20 protein-coding genes and 1 tRNA gene are annotated in these 23,605 nt (G+C 67.0%); 11 read left to right on the top strand and 10 right to left on the bottom strand.

Features of this window, described 5'->3' with window-relative positions:
- Positions 1 to 18 precede the first annotated feature (18 nt).
- The 5 genes from OOB33_RS19550 to OOB33_RS19530 form a co-directional block, all read right to left on the bottom strand.
- Positions 19 to 1,263, bottom strand: coding sequence for an ABC transporter permease (locus OOB33_RS19550; RefSeq protein ID WP_271009860.1), 1,245 nt, complete (start codon positions 1,261 to 1,263; stop codon positions 19 to 21).
- Positions 1,264 to 1,274: 11 nt separating this feature from the next.
- Positions 1,275 to 2,588, bottom strand: a complete 1,314-nt coding sequence (locus tag OOB33_RS19545; RefSeq protein WP_271009859.1) for an ABC transporter permease — start codon at positions 2,586 to 2,588, stop codon at positions 1,275 to 1,277.
- Positions 2,585 to 3,919 (bottom strand): TolC family outer membrane protein, encoded by a 1,335-nt coding sequence (locus tag OOB33_RS19540; protein ID WP_271009858.1) that lies wholly within the window; start codon positions 3,917 to 3,919, stop codon positions 2,585 to 2,587. The genes OOB33_RS19545 and OOB33_RS19540 overlap by 4 nt, the downstream gene beginning before the upstream one ends.
- An 8-nt stretch (positions 3,920 to 3,927) precedes the next feature.
- On the bottom strand, positions 3,928 to 4,656 hold the full coding sequence (locus tag OOB33_RS19535; protein ID WP_102767221.1) for an ABC transporter ATP-binding protein: 729 nt from the start codon (positions 4,654 to 4,656) through the stop codon (positions 3,928 to 3,930).
- A gap of 142 nt (positions 4,657 to 4,798) precedes the next feature.
- Entirely contained in the window at positions 4,799 to 6,079 is a 1,281-nt protein-coding gene (locus OOB33_RS19530) for an efflux RND transporter periplasmic adaptor subunit (protein ID WP_271009857.1), read from the bottom strand.
- A gap of 248 nt (positions 6,080 to 6,327) precedes the next feature.
- Between OOB33_RS19530 and ispD the strand changes: the two genes are divergently transcribed.
- On the top strand, positions 6,328 to 7,038 hold the full coding sequence (ispD, locus tag OOB33_RS19525) for a 2-C-methyl-D-erythritol 4-phosphate cytidylyltransferase (protein ID WP_271009856.1): 711 nt from the start codon (positions 6,328 to 6,330) through the stop codon (positions 7,036 to 7,038).
- 156 nt (positions 7,039 to 7,194) lie between these two features.
- Positions 7,195 to 7,941 carry a helix-turn-helix domain-containing protein gene (locus tag OOB33_RS19520; RefSeq protein WP_102767218.1) on the top strand — a complete coding sequence of 249 codons (747 nt, stop codon included), beginning with the start codon at positions 7,195 to 7,197 and terminating at the stop codon, positions 7,939 to 7,941.
- Positions 7,942 to 7,980: 39 nt separating this feature from the next.
- Here the strand turns inward: OOB33_RS19520 and OOB33_RS19515 are convergent, their stop codons facing one another.
- Positions 7,981 to 10,236, bottom strand: a complete 2,256-nt coding sequence (locus OOB33_RS19515) for a patatin-like phospholipase family protein (protein WP_271009855.1) — start codon at positions 10,234 to 10,236, stop codon at positions 7,981 to 7,983.
- 164 nt (positions 10,237 to 10,400) lie between these two features.
- Here OOB33_RS19515 and ispF point away from each other — a divergent pair, with 164 nt between their 5' ends.
- On the top strand, positions 10,401 to 10,928 hold the full coding sequence (ispF, locus tag OOB33_RS19510; RefSeq protein WP_102767216.1) for a 2-C-methyl-D-erythritol 2,4-cyclodiphosphate synthase: 528 nt from the start codon (positions 10,401 to 10,403) through the stop codon (positions 10,926 to 10,928).
- Between the two features lie 7 nt (positions 10,929 to 10,935).
- Here ispF and OOB33_RS19505 read toward each other — a convergent pair whose 3' ends face one another.
- A complete protein-coding gene (locus OOB33_RS19505) occupies positions 10,936 to 12,258 on the bottom strand; it encodes an ATP-binding protein (RefSeq protein ID WP_102767215.1) in 1,323 nt (440 codons plus the stop codon).
- A 36-nt stretch (positions 12,259 to 12,294) separates the two neighbouring features.
- Positions 12,295 to 13,029, bottom strand: a complete 735-nt coding sequence (ompR, locus tag OOB33_RS19500; protein ID WP_102767214.1) for an osmolarity response regulator transcription factor OmpR — start codon at positions 13,027 to 13,029, stop codon at positions 12,295 to 12,297.
- Positions 13,030 to 13,233: 204 nt separating this feature from the next.
- Between ompR and OOB33_RS19495 the strand changes: the two genes are divergently transcribed.
- Entirely contained in the window at positions 13,234 to 13,971 is a 738-nt protein-coding gene (locus OOB33_RS19495; RefSeq protein WP_102767213.1) for an SIMPL domain-containing protein, read from the top strand.
- Positions 13,972 to 14,015: 44 nt separating this feature from the next.
- Here the strand turns inward: OOB33_RS19495 and OOB33_RS19490 are convergent, their stop codons facing one another.
- Positions 14,016 to 14,798, bottom strand: a complete 783-nt coding sequence (locus OOB33_RS19490; RefSeq protein WP_271009854.1) for a 3-hydroxybutyrate dehydrogenase — start codon at positions 14,796 to 14,798, stop codon at positions 14,016 to 14,018.
- Between the two features lie 50 nt (positions 14,799 to 14,848).
- Between OOB33_RS19490 and OOB33_RS19485 the strand changes: the two genes are divergently transcribed.
- From OOB33_RS19485 to OOB33_RS19455, 7 genes are all read left to right on the top strand, one after another.
- On the top strand, positions 14,849 to 15,733 hold the full coding sequence (locus OOB33_RS19485) for an alpha/beta fold hydrolase (protein WP_271009853.1): 885 nt from the start codon (positions 14,849 to 14,851) through the stop codon (positions 15,731 to 15,733).
- The gene (locus OOB33_RS19480) at positions 15,730 to 18,012 is read left to right on the top strand and encodes a RelA/SpoT family protein (protein ID WP_271009852.1); all 2,283 of its coding nucleotides are present in this window, start codon (positions 15,730 to 15,732) and stop codon (positions 18,010 to 18,012) included. The genes OOB33_RS19485 and OOB33_RS19480 overlap by 4 nt, the downstream gene beginning before the upstream one ends.
- Positions 18,013 to 18,075: 63 nt before the next feature.
- Positions 18,076 to 18,152, top strand: a tRNA-Val gene (locus OOB33_RS19475).
- Positions 18,153 to 18,383: 231 nt separating this feature from the next.
- A complete protein-coding gene (locus OOB33_RS19470; RefSeq protein ID WP_271009851.1) occupies positions 18,384 to 19,484 on the top strand; it encodes an adenylate/guanylate cyclase domain-containing protein in 1,101 nt (366 codons plus the stop codon).
- Positions 19,485 to 19,535: 51 nt separating this feature from the next.
- On the top strand, positions 19,536 to 20,150 hold the full coding sequence (gene phaR / locus OOB33_RS19465) for a polyhydroxyalkanoate synthesis repressor PhaR (RefSeq protein ID WP_271009850.1): 615 nt from the start codon (positions 19,536 to 19,538) through the stop codon (positions 20,148 to 20,150).
- A 54-nt stretch (positions 20,151 to 20,204) separates the two neighbouring features.
- On the top strand, positions 20,205 to 21,626 hold the full coding sequence (gene rimO / locus OOB33_RS19460; protein ID WP_271009849.1) for a 30S ribosomal protein S12 methylthiotransferase RimO: 1,422 nt from the start codon (positions 20,205 to 20,207) through the stop codon (positions 21,624 to 21,626).
- Positions 21,627 to 21,703: 77 nt separating this feature from the next.
- On the top strand, positions 21,704 to 22,924 hold the full coding sequence (locus OOB33_RS19455) for a PLP-dependent transferase (RefSeq protein WP_271009848.1): 1,221 nt from the start codon (positions 21,704 to 21,706) through the stop codon (positions 22,922 to 22,924).
- Between the two features lie 85 nt (positions 22,925 to 23,009).
- On the opposite strand, the gene smpB is transcribed toward OOB33_RS19455, so the two are convergent.
- Positions 23,010 to 23,540, bottom strand: coding sequence for an SsrA-binding protein SmpB (smpB, locus tag OOB33_RS19450; RefSeq protein WP_102767205.1), 531 nt, complete (start codon positions 23,538 to 23,540; stop codon positions 23,010 to 23,012).
- Positions 23,541 to 23,605 lie beyond the last annotated feature (65 nt).

The raw sequence follows: 23,605 nt of genomic DNA, 5'->3' as shown, positions 1-23,605 counted from the left end.
CCTTCATGCGGGCGGGCCTCAGAAGCGCAGGGCTGCCACCGGCGGCAAGGCTGCGGCGCGCCGCGCCGGGCCCAGCACGGCCAGCTGGCCCAGCAAGCAAAGCGCCAGCGCGCCCACCGGCAGGTAATAGGCCGGCAGCAAGGGCAGCTCATAGCTGCGGATCAGGGCCAGATTGATGCCGTAGGCCGCGCCCATGCCGAGCGCAATGCCGGCGCTGGACAGCAGCAGGTTCTCGAGCTGGAAATAGCGCAGGATCTGCCCGCGTGTGGCACCCAGGGCGCGCCGGGTGCCGATCATGCGGGTGCGCTGCTGCACCCAGAAACTGGCCAGGCCGACGATGCCCAGGGCCGTGACCAGGAGCAGGGCCACGCAAACGCCGCCGAGCAGCCAGATCATGGCGCGGTCCTGCGCGTAGTAGCTGCTGCGCATCTCCTCCAGAGTGCGCGCCTCGCGCACCATGCGCTTGCCGCCGATGGACTCCAGCACCGGGGTGGCCGCCTTGAGCACCGCATCGCGTTGAGCCGGGTCCACGCGCATCACGTAGAAGCCTCCGCGATAGCTGTTGCGCAGCGGCAGCAGCATGCCGTACCGGCCTGCACCTCCGGTTTCGTTCGGTCCTTGGGCTTGGGGTCCCGGATGAACCTCACCCAAGGTCTGCACCACGCCAATCACCTCGATCGGCGCATCGCCGAAGACGTACACCTGCTTGCCGAGAGCTGAACTGCCGGGAAACAGACGTTTCGCCAGGGCTTGGCTGATGATGACCTGGCGAGGGCGCGGCGGGTTCTCGCCGGGGCCATTGAAGGCGTTGTCGAGCACGATTTCTTCGGCGCGGAAGTTGCGGCCCTCGACGAGTTTCAGGCCCATGGTCGCCAGCGCATGTTCATCGCTGGCGTATTGCGGCACGGCGATGCCTTCGCCATTGGGTTCCGGTTGTTGGCGCATACCGCTGACGGTACTGCTGTTGCCGAATGTCACCTGGTTGATGATGGTGGCGCTTTTCACGCCAGGCAGGGCGCGCAGGGCCTGAAGGTCCTGGCTGGTGATTTCGTCGACATTGTCGGCTTTGCCGATGCCGCTGAGGTAGAGGGTCACCAACTCAGATTCAGCCAGACCACTTTCGGCCTGGATGCGCTCCACGCGCTGTTGAATCAGGTGCAGGGCATTGCAGACGATGGCGCAGGTGAGCGCGACCTCGAGCACGATCAGGCCCGCCGCGGTCTTGTGGCGGCGCAGGGTGGAGAGGATGGGCATCAGTTCCATGGATTGAATCCTCACTGGGTTTTCAGTTGACGGGCCGGGCTGATGCCGGCGGCATGCCAGGCCGGCAGCAGGCCGGCGGCGAGGCTGGCCAGCAGGGCCAGGGCCAGGGTCAGGGCCAGCATGGGCCAGTCCATCTCGGCCAGGCGGGCATAGGGCGCCGGGCTCAGGCGCACCAGCCACAGACCCAGGGCCGCCAGCGCCAGGCCCAGCAAGCCGCCGATCAGGCCGAGCACGCCGGCCTCGACCAGGAATTGCTGAAAGATGGCGCGACGCGTGGCCCCCAGGGCCCGGCGCACCCCGATCTCGGCCGAGCGGCGCAGGCTCTTGGCCAGCAGCAGACCCACCGTGTTGGTCAGGCAGACCAGCAGGAAGGCAAAAGCCAGCCAGACCTGCAGGCGCACATCGCTGGGCAGCACTTGTTGATGATCCAGCCACGCCATCACCGGGCGCAGGCGCACATTGGCCGGCCGCTCAAAGCGCCCGGCGCGGCCTTGCTCCTCGGAGTACTGCTGCAGGTAATTGCGGTACTCAGCGGCTTGAGCGGCCGAGTCCAGCTCGACCCAGTACTGCAGCCAGGCGCAAGGCACGTTCAAGTCGCGAGGGTGCTTGCCATCCAGGTTGCCCCAGCAGTTCATATTGCCGGAGCTGCCCAAGTTCAGCCGGAACGAGGTGGATATCGGCGCATACACCTCGGCGGGCTGGGTGTAGGCGCCCTGGGTCAGGTCGAAGTAATGGGGCACCGGCCGCCAGGGCTTGAGCACGCCGACGACGCGGAAGCCCTGCTCGCGCAGGCGGATCTCGCGGCCCACGCTGTTGGCACCGCCGAACAGCTTCTCGTTCAGGCTGTGCGAGATCACCACCACCCTGGCATCAGCCTGATCGGCGGCCGCATCCCAGCCGCTGCCGTAGGCAAAAGGCACCTCGAACATGGTGAAGAAGTCGGCGCTGGTCCAGCGTGCCGTGGTGACGAAAGGTTTGAGCGCAGGGTCGTCCGGCAAGACCGTGGCCTGGGCGCCGGTCATCATGACCTGGCGCCGGCCCTTCTTGGCTTGCAGCAAGGCCTCGGCATCGAAGCGGGTCAGCTGCCGCACGGGCTCGTCGCCGGGCTTGAAGCTGGGGTTGGCCGCTTCGGCGTCCAACTGCACATTGAACAGGCGCTCGCTCTTGCCCGGGATGGGGTCGCCGCCCAGCACGTGGAAGACCGTCAGCGTGGTCATGCAGGCGCCGATGCCCAGGCCCAGGGCCAGGATCATCAGCAGGCTCAGGCCCTTGGCCGCGCGGAAGCTGCGCAGGGCCAGATCGAAGTAGTAGTTCAACATGCTCATGGGGAACCCTCGGCTGCGCCCGCGCGGGGCTGCAGCAATTGATTGACTTGGGCCAGGCTGGCCTCGTTCAGCTGGCCGGCCGCCTGTTGCAGCAGCACGGTGGCCAGCACATGGCGGTGGCGCGCTTGTTCATGCGCGCCTTGCGCGGCGGTCTGCGACTGAATCGCCAGCAGCAGGTCGGTCATGCTGCGCGTGCCTAGGGCCTGGCCGGCGCGGGTGGCGGCCAGAGCCTCGTTGGCGGCCTGCACAGCCGCGGCCGTGCTGTCCAGCAGCTGGGCACTGAGCAGCACGGCCTGGTACTGGGCCTGGGTTTCGCGTTGCAGGGCGCGGCGCGCCTGCTCCAGCTGTTCACGCTGGGCATCGCGCTGGTGCACGGCACGGCGGCTTTGCGCCTGCGTCGCGCCGCCGGCCAGCAAGGGGATGTTCAGGCGCAGGGCCACGGTGTGCTCGTTGCGCCCAGCCAGGGCTGCGGGCACGGCCGCGCCCTGCAGGCGCTGGCTGTCCAGGCCCAGGCTCAGGCTGGGCAGGTGGGCGGCGCGGCTGGCGGCCATGCGGTCTTCGCTGGCCTGCAGGCGCAAGGCTTCGGCGCGCAGGGCCGGGTTCTGGCGCAGGGCTTGCTCGACCCAGGCCTCACGCGAGGCGGGCTGCGGCGGCTGGGCTTGCAGCGCGGGGCTCAGGCCTTGCAGATCGGCGGGCGCCTGGCCGGTGATTTCGGCCAGGGCTGCGCGGGCATCTTCCAGGGCCTCCTGCGCCTGCAGGCTGCTGCCGCGCGAGAGCTGGTGGTAGGTGCGTGCCTGCTCGACATCGACGGCGGCCGACAAGCCGGCTTCGAAGCGCTTTTGCGCCTGCCCCACCTGGGCCGCAAACGCCGCCTCATTGGCCTGCGCATTGCGCAGCGCGGCTTGGGCCGAAAGCACGCCGAAATAGGCGCTGGCCACGCGAGCGCAGAGGGCTTGTTCGGCCGCTTGCAGCTGGGCGTCTTCAGCCGAAAGCAGGCGGCTCTCGGCATCCCATTCGCGCAGGCGGCTGAGGTCGAACAGCGCCTGGCTGATGCGGCTGCTCAGCTGCTGCTGGTGGGCGCCGCCGGGCTGGCGGCTGGCGGCCAGCTCCAAGTTCCACTGCGGCAGCAGGGCAGCGCGGGCCTGGGCCGCGCTTTCCTGCTGTACGCCGCGCAAGGCCTGGGCCTGGGCCAGGCGCGGGTCGGCGGTGCGGGCCTGGGCGTAGACCTGGAGCAGGTCCTGGCTCGATTGCGCTTGCGCCGCAGCGGTGGCAGCCAGGCTCAGCAGAGCGGCTGCGGCCAGCTGGCGCCAGCTGATATGGGTCAGATTCATCGTGGTGCTCATGGCATCTGGACGGCCTGGCTCTGACCTTGCAGCAAGGCCGGATCCATGCGCAGCTCGGCCGCCAGGTCGACCACCTGACCATCTATCACATGGACATTGCGCTGCGCGCGCGCGGCCAGCTGCATATCGTGGGTGACCATGACGATGGTGGCGCCGTCGCGGTGCAGCTCTTCCAGCAGGTCCATGACGCTGCGCGCCATGCTGCTGTCGAGGTTGCCGGTGGGCTCGTCGGCGAGCAAGAGCTTGGGCTCGCCCGCCAGGGCGCGGGCGATGGCCACGCGCTGTTGCTGGCCGCCGGACAGCTCGGCCGGGTAATGCTTGGCGCGTGCCGACAGGCCCACGCGGGCCAGGGCTTCGGTGGCGCGCTTCTTGCGCTCGGCCGCGCCCATGCCGCGGTAGCGCAGCGGTACCTCGATGTTGTCGAGCACGTTCAGATCGGGGATCAGATTGAAGGCCTGGAAGATGAAGCCGATCTTCTGGTTGCGGATGCGCGAGCGGGCGTCGTCGTCCATGGCGCTGACGTCCACGCCGTCCAGCTCGTAGCGGCCGCCGCTGAAGGCCTCCAGCAGGCCGGCGATGGTCAGAAAGGTGGTCTTGCCCGAGCCCGAGGGCCCGGTCACGGCGACGAACTCACCGGCCTTGACCTCGAGGTTGAAGTTGCGCAGGGCATAGGTCTCGACCATCTCGGTGCGGTAGACCTTGGCGAGGGATTGCATGTGGAGCATGGGTGGGTACCGGTTGGGAGTGAATCTGGGTGGGGCGAGGGCGTGAACAGGTGAACAGGTGAATGGGTGAGTGGGTGAGTGGGTGGTGGCAGGGGAGTGATTCACTTGTTCACCCGTTCACCTGTTCACCCAAAGAGTTCAGCTACTCACTCACTACTCCCCGCTCCTTGCCTTGGAACAGCTCGCCGCCGTTGCTGACGATCTGCTCGCCGGGCTGCAGGCCTTCCAGCACTTCGACGCGGGCGAGGCCCTGGGCGCCCAGGCGGATGGCGCGACGTTGCACCTGGCCGTCCTTCAGCACGTAGACAAAGCGGCCGCCGCCTTCATCGACAAAGCTGCCGCGGGCGACGGTGAGCACGCGGTCGCGGTGGTCCAACTGCACGCGCACCGAGAGGCGCTGGTTCTGGCGCAGCTGCTCGGGCCTTTGGCCCTGGAAGCGCAGCCGTGCGGCCACTTCGTTGTTGACCACCTCGGGCGAGATCGAGCTGACCACGCCCTTCCACTGTTGGCCATTGCCCTGGATGGTGCCGGGCATGCCGGCCTGCAGTTCGCGGGCAAAGCTCTCGGCCACCTGCATCTGCACCTCCAGCGCACTCAGGTCCACGACCGAGAGCAGCCGACCGTCCTTGGCGACGCTGGCCCGCTCGGTGACGAAAAGCTGGCCGACTTGACCGTCCACTGGCGAGCGCACTGCCAGCTCATCGACCTGGCGACTCAGGTCCTGCACATTCAGCTGCTGGCGCTCGAAGGCCTGGCGTTTGGCCTGCAGCTCGAACTTGCTGGCTTCGTCCTTCAGGTCCAGCAGGCCGCGCGCTTGGCGCAGGGCGACTTCGGCGCGGGCCAGGGCGTCTTGGGCCTGGTCGACCTGCGCGCGGGCGGTGGCGCCGGCCTCGAAGGCTTGCGTCTGGCGCTTGAGCTCGTTGCGCGCGCTTTGCTGGGCGATGGTGGCGGTCTCGAGATTGCTTTGGCTTTGAGCGCGCTGCTGGCGGGCGTCGGCCTCGGCCCGCAGCCATTCGCTCTTCAAGGCATCGGCGTTCGAACGTTCTTGGGCCAGGCGGGCGGCCAGCTCGGGGCTGTGGATGCGGGCCAGGATCTGGCCGCGCTGAACGGGGTCGCCGGCCTGCACCGTCAGGCTGACCGTACCGGCATTGCCGGCATAGAGCGTGGGGCTGATCGCGGCCACCACCTTGCCCTCGCCGCTGACTTCACGCGTCAGCGGACCGATTTCTGCGGTCGAGAGGCTCAGGCGCGAGAGCTTGACCGAAGAGGCGCCTTGGCCGCCGACTTGATCTCGCAGCTTGGGCACGGTGTAGGCCAGGGCCAGCAAGGCGGCCAGGCCGATCGTGGCCAGCAGCCAGCGGGGTGGCAGCCTGCGTCGACGGGGGCTCAAGACCTGGTCCTGGGCAGAGGTGTCTCGAATCATGGTGTCAGGGTCTCCTTGGAGGGGCTTTGCCTGAAACATTGCAAGCCGCATGCCAGCTCTTCGAGATGGCGCCAAGCCCGGTGGCATGGGCCTTGGCGGCCTTCAGGGGCCGGTGCCGCAGTGTCCGCGGACACTGCGGCGGACAGCGATGCCGGACAGGAGCGGACAGGATCGACCCGCATCGGACAGGGCTGGAACGGCGGCGGGGCCTCAGCGACGCCTCCATCCACGGTCCTAGAATCCGCGCCATGACACATTTCCCCATCGGGCTGCAGCCGCGCTGCTTCGCCCTGGTGCCGGCCGCTGGCATCGGCGCTCGCTCCGGCGCGACCGGGCCCAAGCAGTACGTGACGCTGGCCGGGCGGCCCATGATGGCCCACACCTTGGACGCTTTGTCGCAGGTGGCGGCGCTGGAGGCGACCCTGGTGGTGCTCTCGCCAGAGGACGATCTGTTCGAAGCGGCCATTCCCGAGTTCCAGGGCGAACGCGCCTGGGTGGCCCGGGTCGGCGGTGCCAGCCGGGCCGAGACTGTCAGCGCCGGCCTGACCGAGCTGATGGCGCGCGGCGCCCAGCCGCACGACTGGGTGCTGGTGCACGATGCGGCGCGCTGCTTGATCCGGCCCGAGTGGGTGCTGCGCCTGATCGAAGCCTGTGCCGAGGATGAGGTGGGCGGCCTGCTGGCCTTGCCCCTGGCCGACACCCTCAAGCAGGCCGAGGCTGGCCGCGTCGCCGCCACCGTGGACCGGCGCCACAAATGGGCCGCCCAGACGCCGCAGATGTTTCGCCTTGGCATGCTCAAGCCGGCGCTGATGATGGCCGGCGATTCGGTCACCGACGAGGCCAGTGCCGTCGAGGCACTCGGTCACGCGCCGCTGCTGGTCGAGTCGCCGATGGAGAACTTCAAGGTCACCTGGCCGGCGGATTTCGCCCTGGCCGAGCGCCTGCTGCGCAGCCGCTGAGTTCGCCCGAGCGGGCTCCGGTGCGAAGCTGCAGTTCATCGCGCCCAGCTGCAGTTCATCCTGAGGATTCGTAAAACTGAACTTTGCTTGTTAATTCTTGTAATTCGGTATTACGATGCGCTACCAATTTGAGCCCAGCGAGAGGAGAGAGTCATCATGAGCAGCCCCGAAGTCCTGATCCAGGTCCTGCGCAGCGAGATGCGCGCCGCCGGCATCACCTACAAGCAGCTGGGCCAGCGCCTGGAGATGAGCGAGTCCAGCATGAAGCGCATGTTCTCGCAAGGCGATATGAGCTTGTCTCGCCTGGCCCAGATCTGCAAGGCCGTCGGTGTGGCCATGGAGGATGTCCTGCGTCAGGCGGCGGACGCCACGCCGCATGCCGACACGCTGACGCTGGCGCAGGAACGCTCCCTGGTCAGCGACCCCAAGCTGCTGCTGGTGGCGATCTGCTGCCTGGGTCACTGGACCCTGGAGCAGATCATCGAGACCTATGACATCAGCGAGACCGAGTGCATCCGCTACCTGGTCAAGCTCGACCGCCTGGAGCTGATCGAGCTCAAGCCGCTGAACCGCTACCGCATGCGCGTGTCCATCGCCTTCCACTGGCTGCCCGATGGCCCGGTGCAGAACTTCTTCCGTAAATACGTCGTCAACGACTATTTCGCGGGCCGTTTCGATGGTGACGGCGAGGCCTTGCTCTGCGTGCATGGCCGTCTGTCCAACCCGAGCGCGCAGGAGCTGGTGCAGAAGATCCGCCAGTTGGCCGCTGAACTGGCGCGTTTGCACCAGGACGATCAGCGCCTGCAGCCCAGCGAGCGAGATGGCTTCACCCTGCTGCTGGGCCTGCGTTCCTGGGAGTTCGAGCAGTTCACGGCCATGCGCCGCGTCAAGAAGGCGAGCTGAGTCATCCGCGAGGCGGGGCGGGGCGCTCCGGCGCCACGCCTACCAGGTCGGGCCGAGGAAGAGGTAGGCGGTGCCCTGGCCCTTGTAGGTGCCGCCCAGCGCCAGGTAGAAGGGACCGAAGCGCGTGTCAAAAGCCAGGAAGGTGCTGCCGGCCAGTTTCAGCTGACTGCGGTCGAACAGCTCTCGGTCGCGGATGATGCCGCCCAATTCCAGCGACATGCCGGCGCGGATGGCGCCGCCCAAACCGATGGGCATCTCGCCGATGCGGCGTGCCATCACCAGGCGGCCGAAGCCCAGCGTGCGGCCTTCCAGTGAGTTTTCATTGGTGCCGGAAAGGCGCAAGAAACCGCCCAGGCTGCCCCCCGCGCTGCCCAGGGCTGCGTGCTGCCATTCGGTGTAGACATGGCCGGCCCAGCGGCCGGCACGGAAGGCGGCCAGGCCCATGGCGCCGGCGTTCAAGGCGTCCGTGCCGTGCGTGGTGGACGCGTATTGCAAGCGCAGCGAAACCATGTGCCCGCGGCTGGGGAAGGCCAGGGAATCCAGGGTGTCGGTGCGCAACTCGGCAAAAGCGCCCCTGACCCGGTACTTCAGATTGGGGTTCTCTGCGGGCTCAGGAATCACGGCGCGCACCGAACCAGAGGCCCGGACCGCACCCAGGCGCACATCACCCCAGTTGGACAAGCGGCGACCGATCGCCAGCTCGGTGCCGGCCTGGCCCACGCTCAGCCGCATGCTGCGCCGACCGAAGGCATCATGCAAATCGGTGTTCGTGCTCTCGGTGTTGCTGACCAGGTTGAGGTACCAGGGCGAACCGGCTCCCAGGGGTTGGATCAGATCAAAGCTCAGCCCGCGGTTCTCACCCAGGCTGGCCGAGCTGCGCAGCTCGGCCCCCCAGCGGTTCAGCCAGGTGCTGACATGCATGGCGCTGATCGTGAAGCCGTTGGTGTCGCCGAAATTGCTTTTCAGGCTGAGGCCGAAGCGCAGGCGGTTGTGCGCCCACTCGGCCTCCTGCACATGCAGGGTCAGGTGACGCTGTCCTTCGACATCGCTGACTTGCGCGTCGATGCGCTCGAAGTCGCCGAGGCCGTACAAGGCCGCCGTGGCGCGCTTGATGTCCTCAGGGCTGGCGGGCTTGCCCACATGCAGCCCCAGTTCTTCGCGCAAGGCCTTGGGGTTGCTGCGTTGGGTGCCTTCGATCTTCAGGCTGGCCAGAGGCAGGGCCTGCTGGCTCAGCGGGGCGGGCTCGCGCAGCCGACCTTGCTCGTAGCGCGCGAAATGCTCGTCGTCCACCGCCAGTGGAGTCAATCGTTCGAGCGCGGCCTGGGCGGCGCGTTCGCCCGATCTCATGGCCTCTTCGAAACGGCTGAAGTCCATGAAGCTGATATTGCCCAGATCGGGGTCGATCAAGACATCGACGCTGCGCAACTCGCGCAGCGACTGGGCCACATTCTGATTGGTCAGGATCTGCAGCATCTGGTTGGCCACGCCGACCGCGCTGGTGATCTCGCGCTCTTCCAGCAGGGGTGAGCCCACATTGACCGCAATGATGATGTCCGCCCCCATCTTGCGCGCCACATCGACGCCGAGATTGCGCACCAGGCCGCCGTCCACCACCGCGCGGCCGTTCACACGCACCGGTGAGAACACGCCCGGCACGGCCATGGAGGCGCGCATGGCCAGGAACAGCGGCGTGTCCACCATCTCGACCAGATCGCCATTGAGCAAATCGGTGGCCAGGGCGCGGAAGGGCAGGCGCAGCTGGCTGATCGGCGTCTCGGCCTGTTCGCCGCGCACCAGGCTTTCCAGCGCAGCCTCCAACGCGCTATTGCCCGCGGCCGAGGGTGGCAAGGTGGTGCGCCCGCCGCGTGGATCCACACCCAGTTCCAGGCGCGAGGGGATGGTCTGATCTTCCTCCCGGCGCCGGAAGCTGAGGTTCTGGCGCGGCGGGCGGTCGGCCAGCACGCTGGGCCAGTCGGTGTGTTGCACAAAGGCTTCCATCTCCTCGATGCTGCGGCCCGAGGCATAGGCGCCGCCCACCACCGCGCCCATGCTGGTGCCAACGACCAGATCCACCGGGATCTTGCGTTCGCGCAGCACCTTGAGCACACCGATATGGGCCAGGCCGCGCACCCCGCCACCCGACAGCACCAGACCAATCTTGGCGCGTTGCCCATCGGCGCGAATGGGCGCGATCGGAGGGTCGCCTGGCAGCACGGTCTGCGCCGGGCAGCCGGTACAGCCTAGAGCGAGACCCAATGCCAGGGTCAGACAGAACAAGCGAGGCAGCAAAGGCATGGGTGTTCGAGAGGGATGAATCAGTCAGGTGGCGCCGGGGCGAACGATAGCGCGTTCAGACGCGGCGCCAGCCGAATCCGCGGCGGGCCGTGGGCAGCATGGCGGAAGTGATGCGCTAAGCTCCCCCGCATTGGAACTCTTTGCCGGCCTTGCGCCCACTCGTCATGTCCCTGAATGCTGCCGCCACATCGTCCTCCGCCTCTTTGCTGCCGCCGCTGCGCATCGGTGAAGGCTGGGACACCCATGCCCTGGTCGAAGGCCGGCCCCTGGTGCTGGGCGGCGTGACCATCCCGCACAGCCATGGCCTGCTCGGCCACTCGGATGCCGATGCCCTGGCCCATGCCATCACCGACGCCTTGCTGGGCGCGGCCGCCCTGGGCGATATCGGCAAGCTCTTCCCCGACACCGCGGCCGAGTTCAAGGGCGCCGATTCCATGGTGCTGCTGGCTGAGGCCTACCGGCAGGTGCGCGCTGCCGGCTGGCAGATCGTCAACCTGGACAGCACCATCGTCGCGCAAGCGCCCAAGATGTCGCCGCACATCCTGGCCATGCGCAGCCGCCTGGCCGAGGTGCTGGGCGTCGAGCTGGCGCGCGTCAATGTGAAGGCCAAGACGGCCGAGAAGATGGGCCCGGTGGGTGAGGGCAAGGCGATCGAGACGCGGGCGGTCTGCCTGCTGGCGGCCTTGGCTTGACGGGGTTTTAGTTCGCGCGCTGCAGGCGAATCAGGGTCTGCAGTCCGCCGTCCACGGCATTGCCGATGCGCAGCTGTCCGCCCAGGCGTAGCACCGATTTTTCGACGATGGCCAGGCCCAGGCCGGCACCGTTGGCCGCCGTGCGCGCCGCGTCGCCGCGGAAGAAAGGCGTGGTCAGCCGGGCCAGCATGTCGGCCGGTACACCGGGGCCGTGGTCACGCACCTGCAGGGTGACCCAGGGGCCGTTCTGTGTGCAGGTCACTTCCACCAGGGCTGGCACATCGGGCGCGTGGCCGTAGCGGCGTGCGTTCTCGAACAGATTGAGCAGCACGCGCGCCAGCTCGGTTTCGTCGGCCCAGACCTTGGTGCCCGAGGGCAGGGCTACGGCGATGCGGATCTGGTCGGGCCAGCGGAAGGCCTGGGCCTCGCGCTCCACCACCGCGGCCAGCTCCAGGGGCTCGCGCCGCAGCTCGTTGGGGCGGGCGTAGTCCATGAACTTGTGAATGATGGCGTCGAGCTGGTCGATGTCCTGGGCCATGAATTGGCGTGCCTGCTCATCGGGCACGCTCATCTCGGCCTCCAGGCGCAGGCGGGCCAGGGGCGTGCGCAGGTCGTGCGAGATGCCGGCCAGCATCACCGCCCGGTCTTCCTCGACCTTGGCCAGCTCGCGCGCCATGCGGTTGAAGCCGGTGTTGACATCGCGGATCTCGCTGGTGCGGGTGGTTTCGTCCAGGCGCGAGTCGTACTCGCCCTCGCGGATGCGGTGGGCCGCCTCGCTGAGCGCGCGCAGGGGCTGATTGATCAAGCGGGTGATGGCCGCCGAGCCGAGCACGCTGGCTATCAAGGCAATCACCAGCCACCAGCCCTTGCCCGAGAGGCTCACCGAGACCGGCGCCGCGCTGGTCTTGAGCCAGTAGGCATCGGGGCCGATGCTGAAGCGCACCCACAGGCCTTCATCGTCGTTGACGCTGCGCGCCACCACCGTATCCTGGCCCAGGTTCTGGCGCAGTTCGGTCACCAGTCGGCGGGCGAACGTGTTGATGTCGTAGGGCTGCCAGTGGTCGCTGTCCTCGGCCACGCGCACCTGCACGGTGTTGCTGCGGGCCAGGGACTTGAGCGTGGTGACGCGGTTGATGGCATCGCTGCCTTCGAGCGCCACACGGCTGAGGTTGACCAGGCCGGCCAGCTGCTGCGCGGCCTGCAGCGCACGAGGCTCGGCCTCCAGCACCTTGAAGGTCTGTTGCCAGGCCAGCACGCCGCCGGCCAGCAGCAGGGCCAGCAGGGCAAAGGTGCGCCAGAAGAGGTTCAGAGCGAACTCTGGTTTGGGCATGTGGTCCGGTCGCTGGGCGGTCAATGCGTCAGGCCATCAGTTCGCTTCATCGGGCACGAAGACATAACCCACACCCCAGACAGTCTGGATGTAGCGCGGCTGGGTCGGGTCGGTTTCCAGCAGCTTGCGCAGGCGCGAGATCTGCACATCGAGGCTGCGGTCGAAGGGCTCGAAATCGCGGCCGCGGGCCAGCTGGGCCAGCTTGTCGCGCGAGAGCGGCTGGCGCGGGTGGCGCACCAGGGCCTTGAGCATGGAGAACTCGCCCGTGGTCAGGGGCAGCACCTCGCCGTCGCGGGCCAGGCGGCGCTGGGCCAGGTCGAACTCGAAGGGGCCGAAGGTCACCGTCATCGGCTCCTTCGAGGGCGCGCCGGGGGCTTCCAGCGCCGGGCGGCGGCGCAGCACGGCATTGATGCGGGCCAGCAGCTCGCGCGGGTTGAAGGGCTTGGCCAGGTAGTCATCGGCGCCGACTTCGAGGCCGACGATGCGGTCCACCTCTTCGACCTTGGCGGTCAGCATGATGATGGGGGTGTTGTCGCTGGCGGCACGCAGGCGACGGCAGATGGTCAGGCCATCTTCGCCGGGCAACATCAGGTCCAGCACCATCAGGTCCACGGTTTCGCGGGTCAGGTGCTTGTTGAGCGAGCGGCTGTCTTCGGCCAGCAGGACTTCAAAGCCTTCTTGCGTCAGGTAGCGACGCAGAAGGTCGCGGATGCGGGCGTCGTCGTCGACGACCAAGATGCGGTTGGGCCGGGAGGTGCTGGTGCTGGTCATGGCCAAGTCCTGGGAGCTCTGAATTTGTAACAGAGCCATTGTCAGCCGGTTTTTTGCCTTTGCCGCCGCGCTGCGGCCAGCGTTACAGCTGGTTAACAACTTTTTTAGACATCCAACTTGCAAGCTCCAGCGTTGTGACCAGCTAAGTGGCAGCCGCTAAGCTGTGCCGGCTTTCCCAAGCCTTTTCCAAGGAGAACCCGTCCCATGAAGAACTCAAAGACCCGCAAGATCGTCGCCGCCGCCCTGGGTGGCTTGCTGCTGCAAGCCGGGGCCCAGGCCGCCCCGGGCGACCAGCTGCCGCGCGACCGCCTCAACCTCTCGGCCACGGCCAGCGTCGAGGTGACCCGCGATGTGCTGGGCGTGGTCTTCAGCACCAGCAAGGAGGGCAGCGATGCCGCCGCCGTGCAGCAGGCGCTCAAGCAGGCCCTGGACAGCGCCCTGGCCGAGGCGCGCAAGATCGCCAAGCCGGGCCTGGTCGAGGTGCAGACCGGCAACTTCTCGCTCTACCCGCGCTACACCCCCAAGGGCGGCATCAATGGCTGGCAGGGCAGTGCCGAGCTGGTGGTGGAAGGCCGCGACAGTGCGGCCATCGCCCAGCTGACCGGCCGCATCAGCAGCATGAGCATTGCGCGGGTGGGCTACAGCCTGTCCAAGGCGCAGCGCGAGAAGGTCGAGTCGGACGTGGTGGCCCAGGCCATTGCGCTGTACAAGACCCGCGCCGCCGATTACGCCAAGCAGTTTGGCTACCCCGGCTTCCAGCTCGGCGAGGTCAATGTCAACACCGATGCCAACGGCGCCCAACCCATGGCCGCGCCGCAGATGCGCTTCAAGGCCATGGCCGCTTCGGCCGAGATGGCCCTGCCGACCGAGGCCGGCCAGGCCACGGTCAGCGCCACGGTCAATGGCTCGGTGCTGCTGGTGCGCGAGGCGGTGAACCGCTGAGCGTTGGGCAGGGCGGGCGCGGTGGCCTGAGGGCTATCTCGGCCTTACTGCGCCGTCCAGCCGCCGTCCAGACTCCAGGCCTGGCCTTGCACATTGCTGGCCGCGTTCGAGCACAGAAATGCGGCCAGCTCGCCCAGCTGCTCGGGCGTGGTGAACTGCAGCGAAGGCTGCTTTTCTGCCAACAGGCGGCGCTTGGCTTCTTCGCCGTCCACACCGTCCGCCTGCGCACGGGCGTCCACCTGCTTTTGCACCAGAGGGGTCAGCACCCAGCCGGGGCAGATGGCATTGGCCGTCACGCCGCTGGTGGCGATCTCCAGGGCCACCGATTTGGTGAAGCCCACCAGGCCATGCTTGGCCGCGACGTAGGCTGATTTCTGCGCCGAGGCCACCAGGCCGTGCACCGAGGCCACATTGATGATTCGGCCCCAGCCCTTGCGCTTCATGCCGGGCAGGGCCAGGCGGGTGGTGTGGAAGGCCGAGCTGAGGTTGATGGCGATGATGGCGTCCCAGCGCTCGACCGGGAAGCTCTCGACCGGCGCCACATGCTGGATGCCTGCGTTGTTGACCAGGATGTCGCAGCCGCCGAACTCTTGATCGGCATAGGCCATCATGGCTTCGATCTCGGCCGGCTTGCTCATGTCGGCGCCGTGGTAGCCGACGCGGGCGCCCTGGACCTGGCCGGCGGCCAGCACCTCGGTGCGCGGGCCTTCATGGTCGCCAAATCCGTTCAGCACGATGTTCGCGCCCTGGCGCGCCAGAACCAGCGCCATGCCCAAACCAATACCGCTGGTGGAGCCAGTAATCACGGCGCATTTGCCTTGAAGCATCGGGAATCCTTTCGAGGGTTGCTAGGATGGACTTTATAAGGATCTCAATCATGGCCGAACCACAACTGAATTTCGTGAAATGCCTGGAGCAGGGCGGTCTGCACCGCATGGCTTATTGGGAGTGGCCCTGCCGTGCTGCCTTGCCGGCGGGCGAGAAGGCGCCGGTGCTGGTCTGTGTGCACGGCCTGTCGCGCCAGGGGCGGGATTTCGATGCCTTGGCCGAGGTCCTGAGCGCACGCTACCGTGTCATCTGCCCCGATGTGGTGGGCCGCGGTCGCTCGGACTGGCTGGCCCAGGCGGCCGGCTACCAGGTGCCGGCCTATGTCGCCGATATGGTGACCTTGCTGGCCCGGCTCGATGTCGAGCAGGTCGATTGGGTGGGCACCTCGATGGGCGGCCTGATCGGCATGGGCCTGGCCGCCTTGCCCGGCAGCCCGGTGCGCCGCCTGGTGCTCAACGATGTGGGGCCGAGCATCCAGTTCGACGCCTTGCAGCGCATTGGCAGCTATCTCGGCCAGCCCCAGCATTTCTCCAGCGTGGAAGAGGGCACGGCTTACCTCTGGAGTATTTCGGAGAGCTTCGGCCCGCATACGCCCGAGCAATGGGCGCGCTTGTCCGCGCCCATGTTCAAGCCCGAGGGCGAAGGCTTCAAGCTGCACTACGACCCACAGATCGCCCAGGCCTTCCATGCCGTGACGCCTGAGCTGGCCCAGGCAGGCTCGGCGGCGCTCTGGTATGCCTACGACGCCCTGCGCTGCCCGACGCTGCTGTTGCGCGGCGCGACGTCGGATTTGCTGAGCGCCGAGACGGCGCAGGCCATGACCCAGCGCGGCCCGCGCGCTCAGCTGCATGAGTTCGCCGGCGTGGGCCATGCACCGACCCTGGTGCAGCCCGATCAAATCGCGCGGGTGCAGGACTTTCTCGAGGCGGCATGAAAACTGGTTTGACGACCCAGGCGCCGGCCCTGGCTCAGGCGGCGCCTATCGTGGCTTTGCTGGACACGCCCGAGGGCGGCTTGCCCTCCGAGGCCTTGCCCTTTGCCCGCGCACGCGCTTTTGCCGAGCCCTTGCTGGCCGGCCAGCCGCTGGACACCGGTGAGGACGCCCTGGCCCATGCCGATGGCGTGGCCGCCATCCTGGCCGGCATCGGCGCGGCGCCGACCATGCAGGCGGCCTCCTACCTGGTCTATGCCGGTGAGTACCTGCACAAGCCCGAGGAGATCGTCGCCAAGGCCTTTGGCGAGTCCTATGCGAGCCTGGTGCTGCACACCCGGCGCCTGGTGCAGATCCAGCGCGCGGCGCGTGAGGCGCGGGTGGAGGACGAGCGCCGCGGCGAACAGACCGAGCGGGTGCGCAAGATGCTGCTGGCCTTCTCCCGCGATCTGCGCGTGGTGCTGCTGCGCCTGGCCTCGCGTCTGCAGACCCTGCGCTACTTTGCTGCCTCCAAGCGGCCTTGCCCGGCCAGCCTGGCGCAGGAGACCCAGCAGGTGTTCGCGCCCCTGGCCAATCGCCTGGGCATCTGGCAGATCAAATGGGAGCTGGAGGACTTGTCTTTCCGCTTCTCCCAGCCCGAGGCTTACCGCGAAATTGCGCGGGCTCTGGATGAAACCCGGGTGCTGCGCGAGCAAGGCATCGAGGCTACCCGCGCCGCCCTGCAGGCCGATCTGCAAGCCCATGGCCTGCAGGCGCAGGTGCAGGGCCGGCCCAAGCACCTCTACAGCATCTACAAGAAGATGCAGGGGAAAAGCCTGCAGCTGGAGCGCGTGTTCGATCTGCGCGCCCTGCGCGTGGTGGTGCCGACCGTGGCCGATTGCTATGCCGTGCTGAGCCGTCTGCACGAGCAGTTCACGCCGGTGGCCGGTGAGTTTGACGATTACATCGCCCGGCCCAAGCCCAATGGCTATCAGTCCCTGCACACCGTGGTGCAGGGTGCCGACGGCCGGGCCATGGAGGTGCAGATCCGCACGCAGGCCATGCACGAGCATGCCGAGCATGGCGTGGCCGCGCATTGGGCCTACAAGGAGGCGGGGGCGCGCGGCTATGCCGGCGTCAGCGCAGCGGGCGAGTTCGAAGACCAAGTGGCGCAGGCCCGCAAGGCGGTGCTGCGCCAGCTGCTGGCCTGGGAGCGCGATTTCGTCGAAGGCCACAAGGACGACGCCCCGGCCGAGGCCGGCGGCGGACAGGCCTTGTTCGACGACCGCATCTATGTGTTCACGCCGCAGGCCACCATCATCGAGCTGAGTGCGGGCGCCACGCCGGTGGATTTTGCCTACGCCGTCCACACCGATCTGGGCCACCGCTGCCGCGGCGCCAAGGTCGACGGTGCCATGGTGCAGCTGAACACGCCGCTGCAAAGCGGGCAAACCGTGGAGATCACCGCGGCCAAGGAGGGCGGACCCTCGCTGGACTGGCTCAACCCCGAACTGGGCTATCTGCAAAGCCAGCGTTCGCGGGCCAAGGTGCGTGCCTGGTTCAACGCGCTGGCCCAGGCGCAGACCGCGGCGCGCGGCCGCGAGGCGGTGGAAAAGCTGCTGCAGCGCGAGGGCAAGACGGCGGTCAAGCTGGAGGACCTGGCCGCGCGTCTGGGCTTCAAGAGTGCCGAGGCCTTGTTCGAGGTGGTGGGCAAGGACGAGTACTCGCTGCGCAATATCGAGCAGCTCCTGCGCCCGCCCGCCCCCGAGCCCGACAACGACGAGCTGCTGGCTCAGCGCCGCACCAAGCCCACCCGCAGCGGTCCACGCGGCGGCGTGCTGGTCGTGGGCGTCGATTCCTTGCTGACCAATCTGGCGCGCTGCTGCCGGCCGGCCCCGCCGGACGCCATCGGCGGCTATGTCACCCGCGGCAAAGGCGTGGCCATCCACCGCCTGGACTGCAGCAATTTCCGCCAGATGGCCCAGCAGGCCGGCGAGCGGGTGATCGAGGTCGAGTGGGGTGGGGCGGCTGCGGCCGGCAGCGGCGCCAAGGGCCCGGCCCTGTACCCGGTCGATGTGGTGGTCGAGTCCAATGATCGCCAGGGCCTGCTGCGCGATGTGCTGGAAGTCTTCGCCAAGGAGAAGATGAATGTCATCGCCGTCAACACGCAGTCGGTCAAATCGGCGCGCAGCGACACGGCCTGGATGAACTTCACCGTCGAGGTGGCCGACTCCGGCCGCCTGTCCCAGGTGCTGCGCAGCGTTGCCCAGGTCAGCGGCGTGAGGGGTGCGCGAAGAAAATAATGAAGAAATATTCGCAAAGACTAGACAGACCCTAAAAATCTGTTCTATACTGCGAAGCTCTTGAGGCGCGTAGCTCAGCTGGTTAGAGCACCACCTTGACATGGTGGGGGTCGTTGGTTCGAGTCCAATCGCGCCTACCAAAATACGTAAGTAAGACGGTAGGCGTTACTCAAGTAACGTTGAAGCAGAAACCCGGTAGATCACAGATCTCCCGGGTTTTTTGCTTTTCGGGCCAGGTTTGTGTTGCCCGGCTTGGAGGGCGGTGCTGGCGGCGCGTATGTAACCAAGCGTGCAGTGCCGCAGCCATGTTCTGCTCCTGTGCTCCAATGCGGCCATCGTCATGGATGTCCCCGCGTTTTTGAGCCCGACCGATGATTGCTTCTGACAGTGCTTTTGTCACTCCCTCCTGCTTTGCCCAGCTCGATCAGCTGAGCTTGAAGGACATCATCCGTCTGCAGGCGCAGCTGGAGCAGGAGTTGAAGCGGCGCTTCGAGCGCTGCCTGGTGCTGCTGTTTTCGGACATGGTGGGCTCCACCTCGTATTTCCAGCGTTTCGGCGATGCCGCCGGGCGGCAGCTGCAACAGTTGCATCTGGACCTTCTGGAGGCGGCAGTCCTGGCCCACGATGGGCGCATCGTCGACACCGCCGGGGACGGCGCCTTTGTGGTTTTTGAGGACTGCGGCCGCGCGCTGCGGGCCATCCAGCAAGTGCAGGTGCAGCTCAGCGAACAAAACCTCAGCCGCGCGCGCTCGCATCAGTTGCAGCTGCGCATGGGTCTGCACTGGGGGCGGGTGCTCAGCGATGGGCAGTCCGTATCCGGTGATGCCGTCAATTTCTGCGCGCGCGTGGTGGCCTCGGCCGAGCCCGGTGAGGTGCGCCTGAGCCGCGAGGCCTTTCAAGAGTTGCCGGCCGCCTGGCGCGTGCAATGCCGGCCCCTGGCGCCGGTGCTGCTCAAGGATGTGGCGGCGGCGGTTGAGCTGATGGCCTTTGATTGGCGCGATCGCAGCCAGTTCCCGACCCATGTTCTGATCGGAGATGCCAAGGAAGCGCAGGCCTTGCCCTTGCTGGACATCATCAGCTTCGGCCGCCTGCGCGAACATGAGGGTGTGCCGGCCAATGATGTGGTGCTCTCGCATGCCGATCCCATGCAGGCGCTGCAGATCAGCCGCTGGCATTTCGAGCTGCGCCGCGGCGCCCAGGGCATGGTCTTGCGGGCCTTGTCGGACAGCGCGACCTTGGTCGATGGCCAGCCGGCACCCAAGGGTCGCGATGTGCCGGTCCGTGTCGGTTGCCGCATCGATGTGGCCAATGCTTTGAGCCTGCGCCTGCTGGCGCCGCTGCCTTGTCACGCGGCCGATGCCGACCAGACCCTGGTCAGCATGAGCCGCATGCGCCTGGATTTGTCGGCGGTGGCGGCGGCCGGGCCGCTTACGGGGGAAATCCCCGCCGGAGCACGTCGCGCGGGCTCCTAGAATATTGCTGCACCTGCACAACACCCTGTGCCGGTCGGACAAGGAGCATTCATGGTGACGGCCCGCAGAGGCAGCAAGACAGCAGCAGCCGGCTCGGCTCCCGAGGCCGACGGCGAGCGCGAAGCGCAATCGCCCGCCGTGCGCGTGCTCAAGAAATACCCCAACCGCCGTCTCTACGACACCCAGACCAGCAGCTACATCACGCTGGCCGATGTGAAGAAGATGGTGCTGGACGGCCAGGCCTTCGAGGTGCGCGACGCCAAGACCGCCGAAGACCTGACCCGCAGCATCCTGCTGCAGATCATTCTGGAAGAAGAAACCGGCGGCGTGCCCATGTTCAGCACGAATGCGCTGGAGCAGATCATCCGCTTCTACGGTCATGCCATGCAGGGCGTGATGGGCGACTATCTCGAAAAGAACGTCCAGACCTTCACGGCTTTGCAGAGCAAGTTCGCCGAGCAAAGCCAGGGCCTGGCTTTCAGCCCCGAGCTCTGGACCCAGTTCCTCGGCGCCCAGGCGCCGGTGATGCAGAACCTGATGGGCGGCTATGTCGAACAGAGCAAGAACCTGATCGAACAGATGCAGGAGCAGCTCAAGCAGGCCGGAGCGATGTTCCCGGTGATGCCAGGCATGCCCGGAATGCCGGGATTTGGCGGCAAGAAGTAGGGCGCTTGGCGCCCCGGAGGCGCCTGCAAGGCCGGGCTCAGGCAAAATCCGGGGATGAGCGACACCATCACCCCCAGCCCAGCAGCCGTTGCCGCGGGCGCTGCCCCCAAGATCGGCTTTGTGTCCTTGGGTTGCCCCAAGGCCTTGACCGATTCGGAACTGATCCTCACCCAGCTGCGGGCCGAGGGCTATGAAACCTCCAAGACCTTTGCCGGCGCCGACCTGGTGATCGTCAACACCTGCGGCTTCATCGACGATGCCGTCAAGGAAAGTCTGGACACCATCGGCGAAGCCCTGGCCGAGAACGGCAAGGTCATCGTCACCGGCTGCCTCGGCGCCAAGGCCGGCGCCAGCAGCAGCGATGCCGGCAGCCTGGTGCGCGAAATGCACCCCAGCGTGCTGGCCGTGACCGGCCCGCATGCCACGCAAGAGGTGATGGATGCGGTGCACACCCATGTGCCCAAGCCGCACGATCCCTTCATCGATCTGGTGCCTGAGTCGCGCGGCATTGCCGGCATCAAGCTGACGCCCAAGCATTACGCCTATCTGAAGATCAGCGAGGGCTGCAACCACCGCTGCACCTTCTGCATCATTCCGAGCATGCGCGGCGATCTGGTCTCGCGCCCGGTCGGCGATGTGCTGAACGAGGCACGGGCGCTGTTCGAGTCGGGCGTCAAGGAGTTGTTGGTGGTCAGCCAGGACACCAGCGCCTACGGCGTGGACGTCAAGTACCGCACTGGTTTCTGGGACGGCAAGCCGGTCAAGACCCGCATGCTGGACCTGGTCGCGCAAATGGGCGAGCTGGCCAAGCAGTACGGCGCCTGGGTGCGCCTGCACTATGTCTATCCCTATCCGCATGTGGACGAGGTGCTGCCGCTGATGGCCGAAGGCTTGATCCTGCCTTACCTCGATGTGCCGCTGCAGCATGCCCACCCCGATGTGCTCAAGCGCATGAAGCGCCCGGCCAGCGGCGAAAAGAATATGGAGCGCATCCTGCGCTGGCGCGAAACCTGCCCGGACATCGTCATCCGCTCGACCTTCATCGCCGGCTTCCCTGGTGAGACCGAAGAGGAATTTCAGTACCTGCTGGACTTCATGAGCGAGGCTCGTATCGACCGCGCCGGCTGCTTTGCCTACTCGCCGGTGACCGGCGCGACCGCCAATGAGCTGCCTGGTTCGTTGCCGCTTGAGGTGCGTGAAGAGCGTCGTGCGCGCTTCATGCAGATCGCCGAAGCGGTGTCCATCGACAAGCTGCGGGCCCGTGTCGGCGCCACCATGCAGGTGCTGGTCGATTCCGCGCCGGCTCTCGGCCGCAAGGGCGGTGTCGGCCGCACCTACGCCGATGCGCCCGAGATCGACGGCACCGTGCGCCTGCTGCCGCCGGAGAAGGCCAGCAAGACGCTCAAGGTGGGCGAGTTCACCCGCGCGCGCATCGTCGCGGTAGAGGGTCATGACCTGATCGGCATGCCGATCTGAGCCCGGTTCGATCTGAGTCAGAATCAAAGCGGGTTTCGGCCCGCTTTGTTTTTTCAGCGCCTCTTCAGGACCCCCTCGTGAGCAAACACGCCCCCGCCCCAGACCTCGCATTGGCCACCCAGCAGATCCACCATCCCTACCAGGCGCCCGAGGGCTGGGCTGCGCATCCGGTGGGTGTGTTCAAGGCATCCACGGTGCTGTTCAAGAACACCGCCGATCTGCACCAATACCGCCCGCGTGACGGCAAGAGCTACCGCTACGGCCTGCACGGAACGCCGACCAGCTACACGCTGGGGGCGCGCATCGCCGGCCTCGAGGGCGCCGAGCACTGCCTGCTGGTGCCCAGCGGTTTGGCGGCCGTCACCCTGGTGTCGCTGAGCCTGCTGCGGCCGGGTGACGAGGTGCTGGTGCCGGACAATGTCTATGGACAAAACCGTTACTTGAGCGAATCGCTGCTGCCACAGTTCGGCATCCAGCATCGCTTTTACGACCCGCTCGATGTGGCTGGATTCGCTGCCCAGATCAGTGAAAAGACCAAGCTGGTCTGGCTGGAGGCGGCGGGCTCCATCACCCTGGAGTTCCCCGATCTGATCGGCCTGCTGCGGGTCTGCCGAGAGCGCGGCATCACCACGGTGCTGGACAACACCTGGGGCGCAGGTGTTGCCTTCAAGGCCTTTGATTTGTTGCCGGACAGCGAGCCGGGCTTGGGCGTGGACATCTCCATGCACGCGCTGACCAAATACCCCTCGGGCGGCGCCGATGTGCTGATGGGTTCGGTCTGCACCCGCGACCTGGCCTTGCATGAGCGCATGAACTATATGCACGAGCACCTGGGCTACGGCCTGGGGCAGAACGATGTGGAGCTGGTGCTGCGCAGTCTGCCGACGCTGGAACTGCGCTACCGCGCCCAGGATGCCACGACCCGCGCGCTGGCTGCCTGGATGCAGGCCCAGCCCGCTGTGGCCCAGGTGCTGCACCCGGCTCTGCCTGGCTCGCCCGGGCATGCGCACTGGCGCGAGGTCAGCAGCGGCGGGGCGGCTTGTTTGTTCTCGGTGGTGTTCCAGCCTCGGTACAGCGCAGCCCAGGTGGATGCTTTCGTCGATGCGCTGCAGTTCTTCGGCATCGGCTACTCCTGGGCCGGCCCCATGAGTCTGGCCGTGCCCTACAACATGAGCCGCAGCCGTTCGCTGGGCTTGCCCTACCGCGAAGGGCATCTGGTGCGATTTGCCATCGGCCTGGAGGCCGAAGCCGACTTGCGCGCCGATCTGGTGCAGGCGCTGGAGGTCTTGAAAGACTGAGGGAGGCGGCTTCAGCTGCGCGACTTGGTCGCGTGGCGCATCAGCTGTCCCTTTTAGCGAAAAGGGCAGCGAGTCGCTACGCGCCTCAGCCCCGCGACTTTGTCGCGTGTCTCATGAGCTGCCCTTTTTCTCGTTCCCAATCGCGCTTTTTCTCGGTGTCGCGTTTGTCGTGCTCGGCCTTGCCCTTGGCCAGGCCGATCTCGGCTTTGACGAAACTGCCTTTGTAGTGCAGGTTCAGTGGCACCAGGGTGAAGCCGCGCTGTTCCACCTTGCCGATCAGGCGGCGGATGTCGCCCTTGCTCATCAAGAGCTTGCGGGTCCGGTCGGCCAGGGGGCTGACATGGGTGGAGGCGGTGCGCAGCGGGTTGATGCGGCAGCCAATCAGGAACAGCTCGCCGTTCTTGATCAGCACATAGCCATCGGTCAGCTGCACCTGGCCGGCGCGGATGGCCTTGACCTCCCAGCCTTCCAGCACGATGCCGCATTCATGCCGCTCGTCGATGAAGTAGTCAAAACGGGCGCGGCGGTTTTCGGCGATCGGGGCGCTGGACACGGCCGGCTTGGCCTTTGGGGGCGGGCGTGAACCGTGGTGGTGGGCAGAGGCAGCAGTGGACATGAAACTCGCTGGTGGGTGGGCGGCCGGGTCGGCTTGGGCGGGCCTGGGCGCGCCAATACAATCCG

It is taken from the genome of Paucibacter sp. B51 (assembly GCF_027863535.1).
GTDB lineage: Bacteria > Pseudomonadota > Gammaproteobacteria > Burkholderiales > Burkholderiaceae_C > Paucibacter_A > Paucibacter_A aquatilis.
The sequence above is the reverse complement of the archived record's forward strand: the minus strand, read 5'-3'. Positions and strand labels throughout refer to the sequence as shown.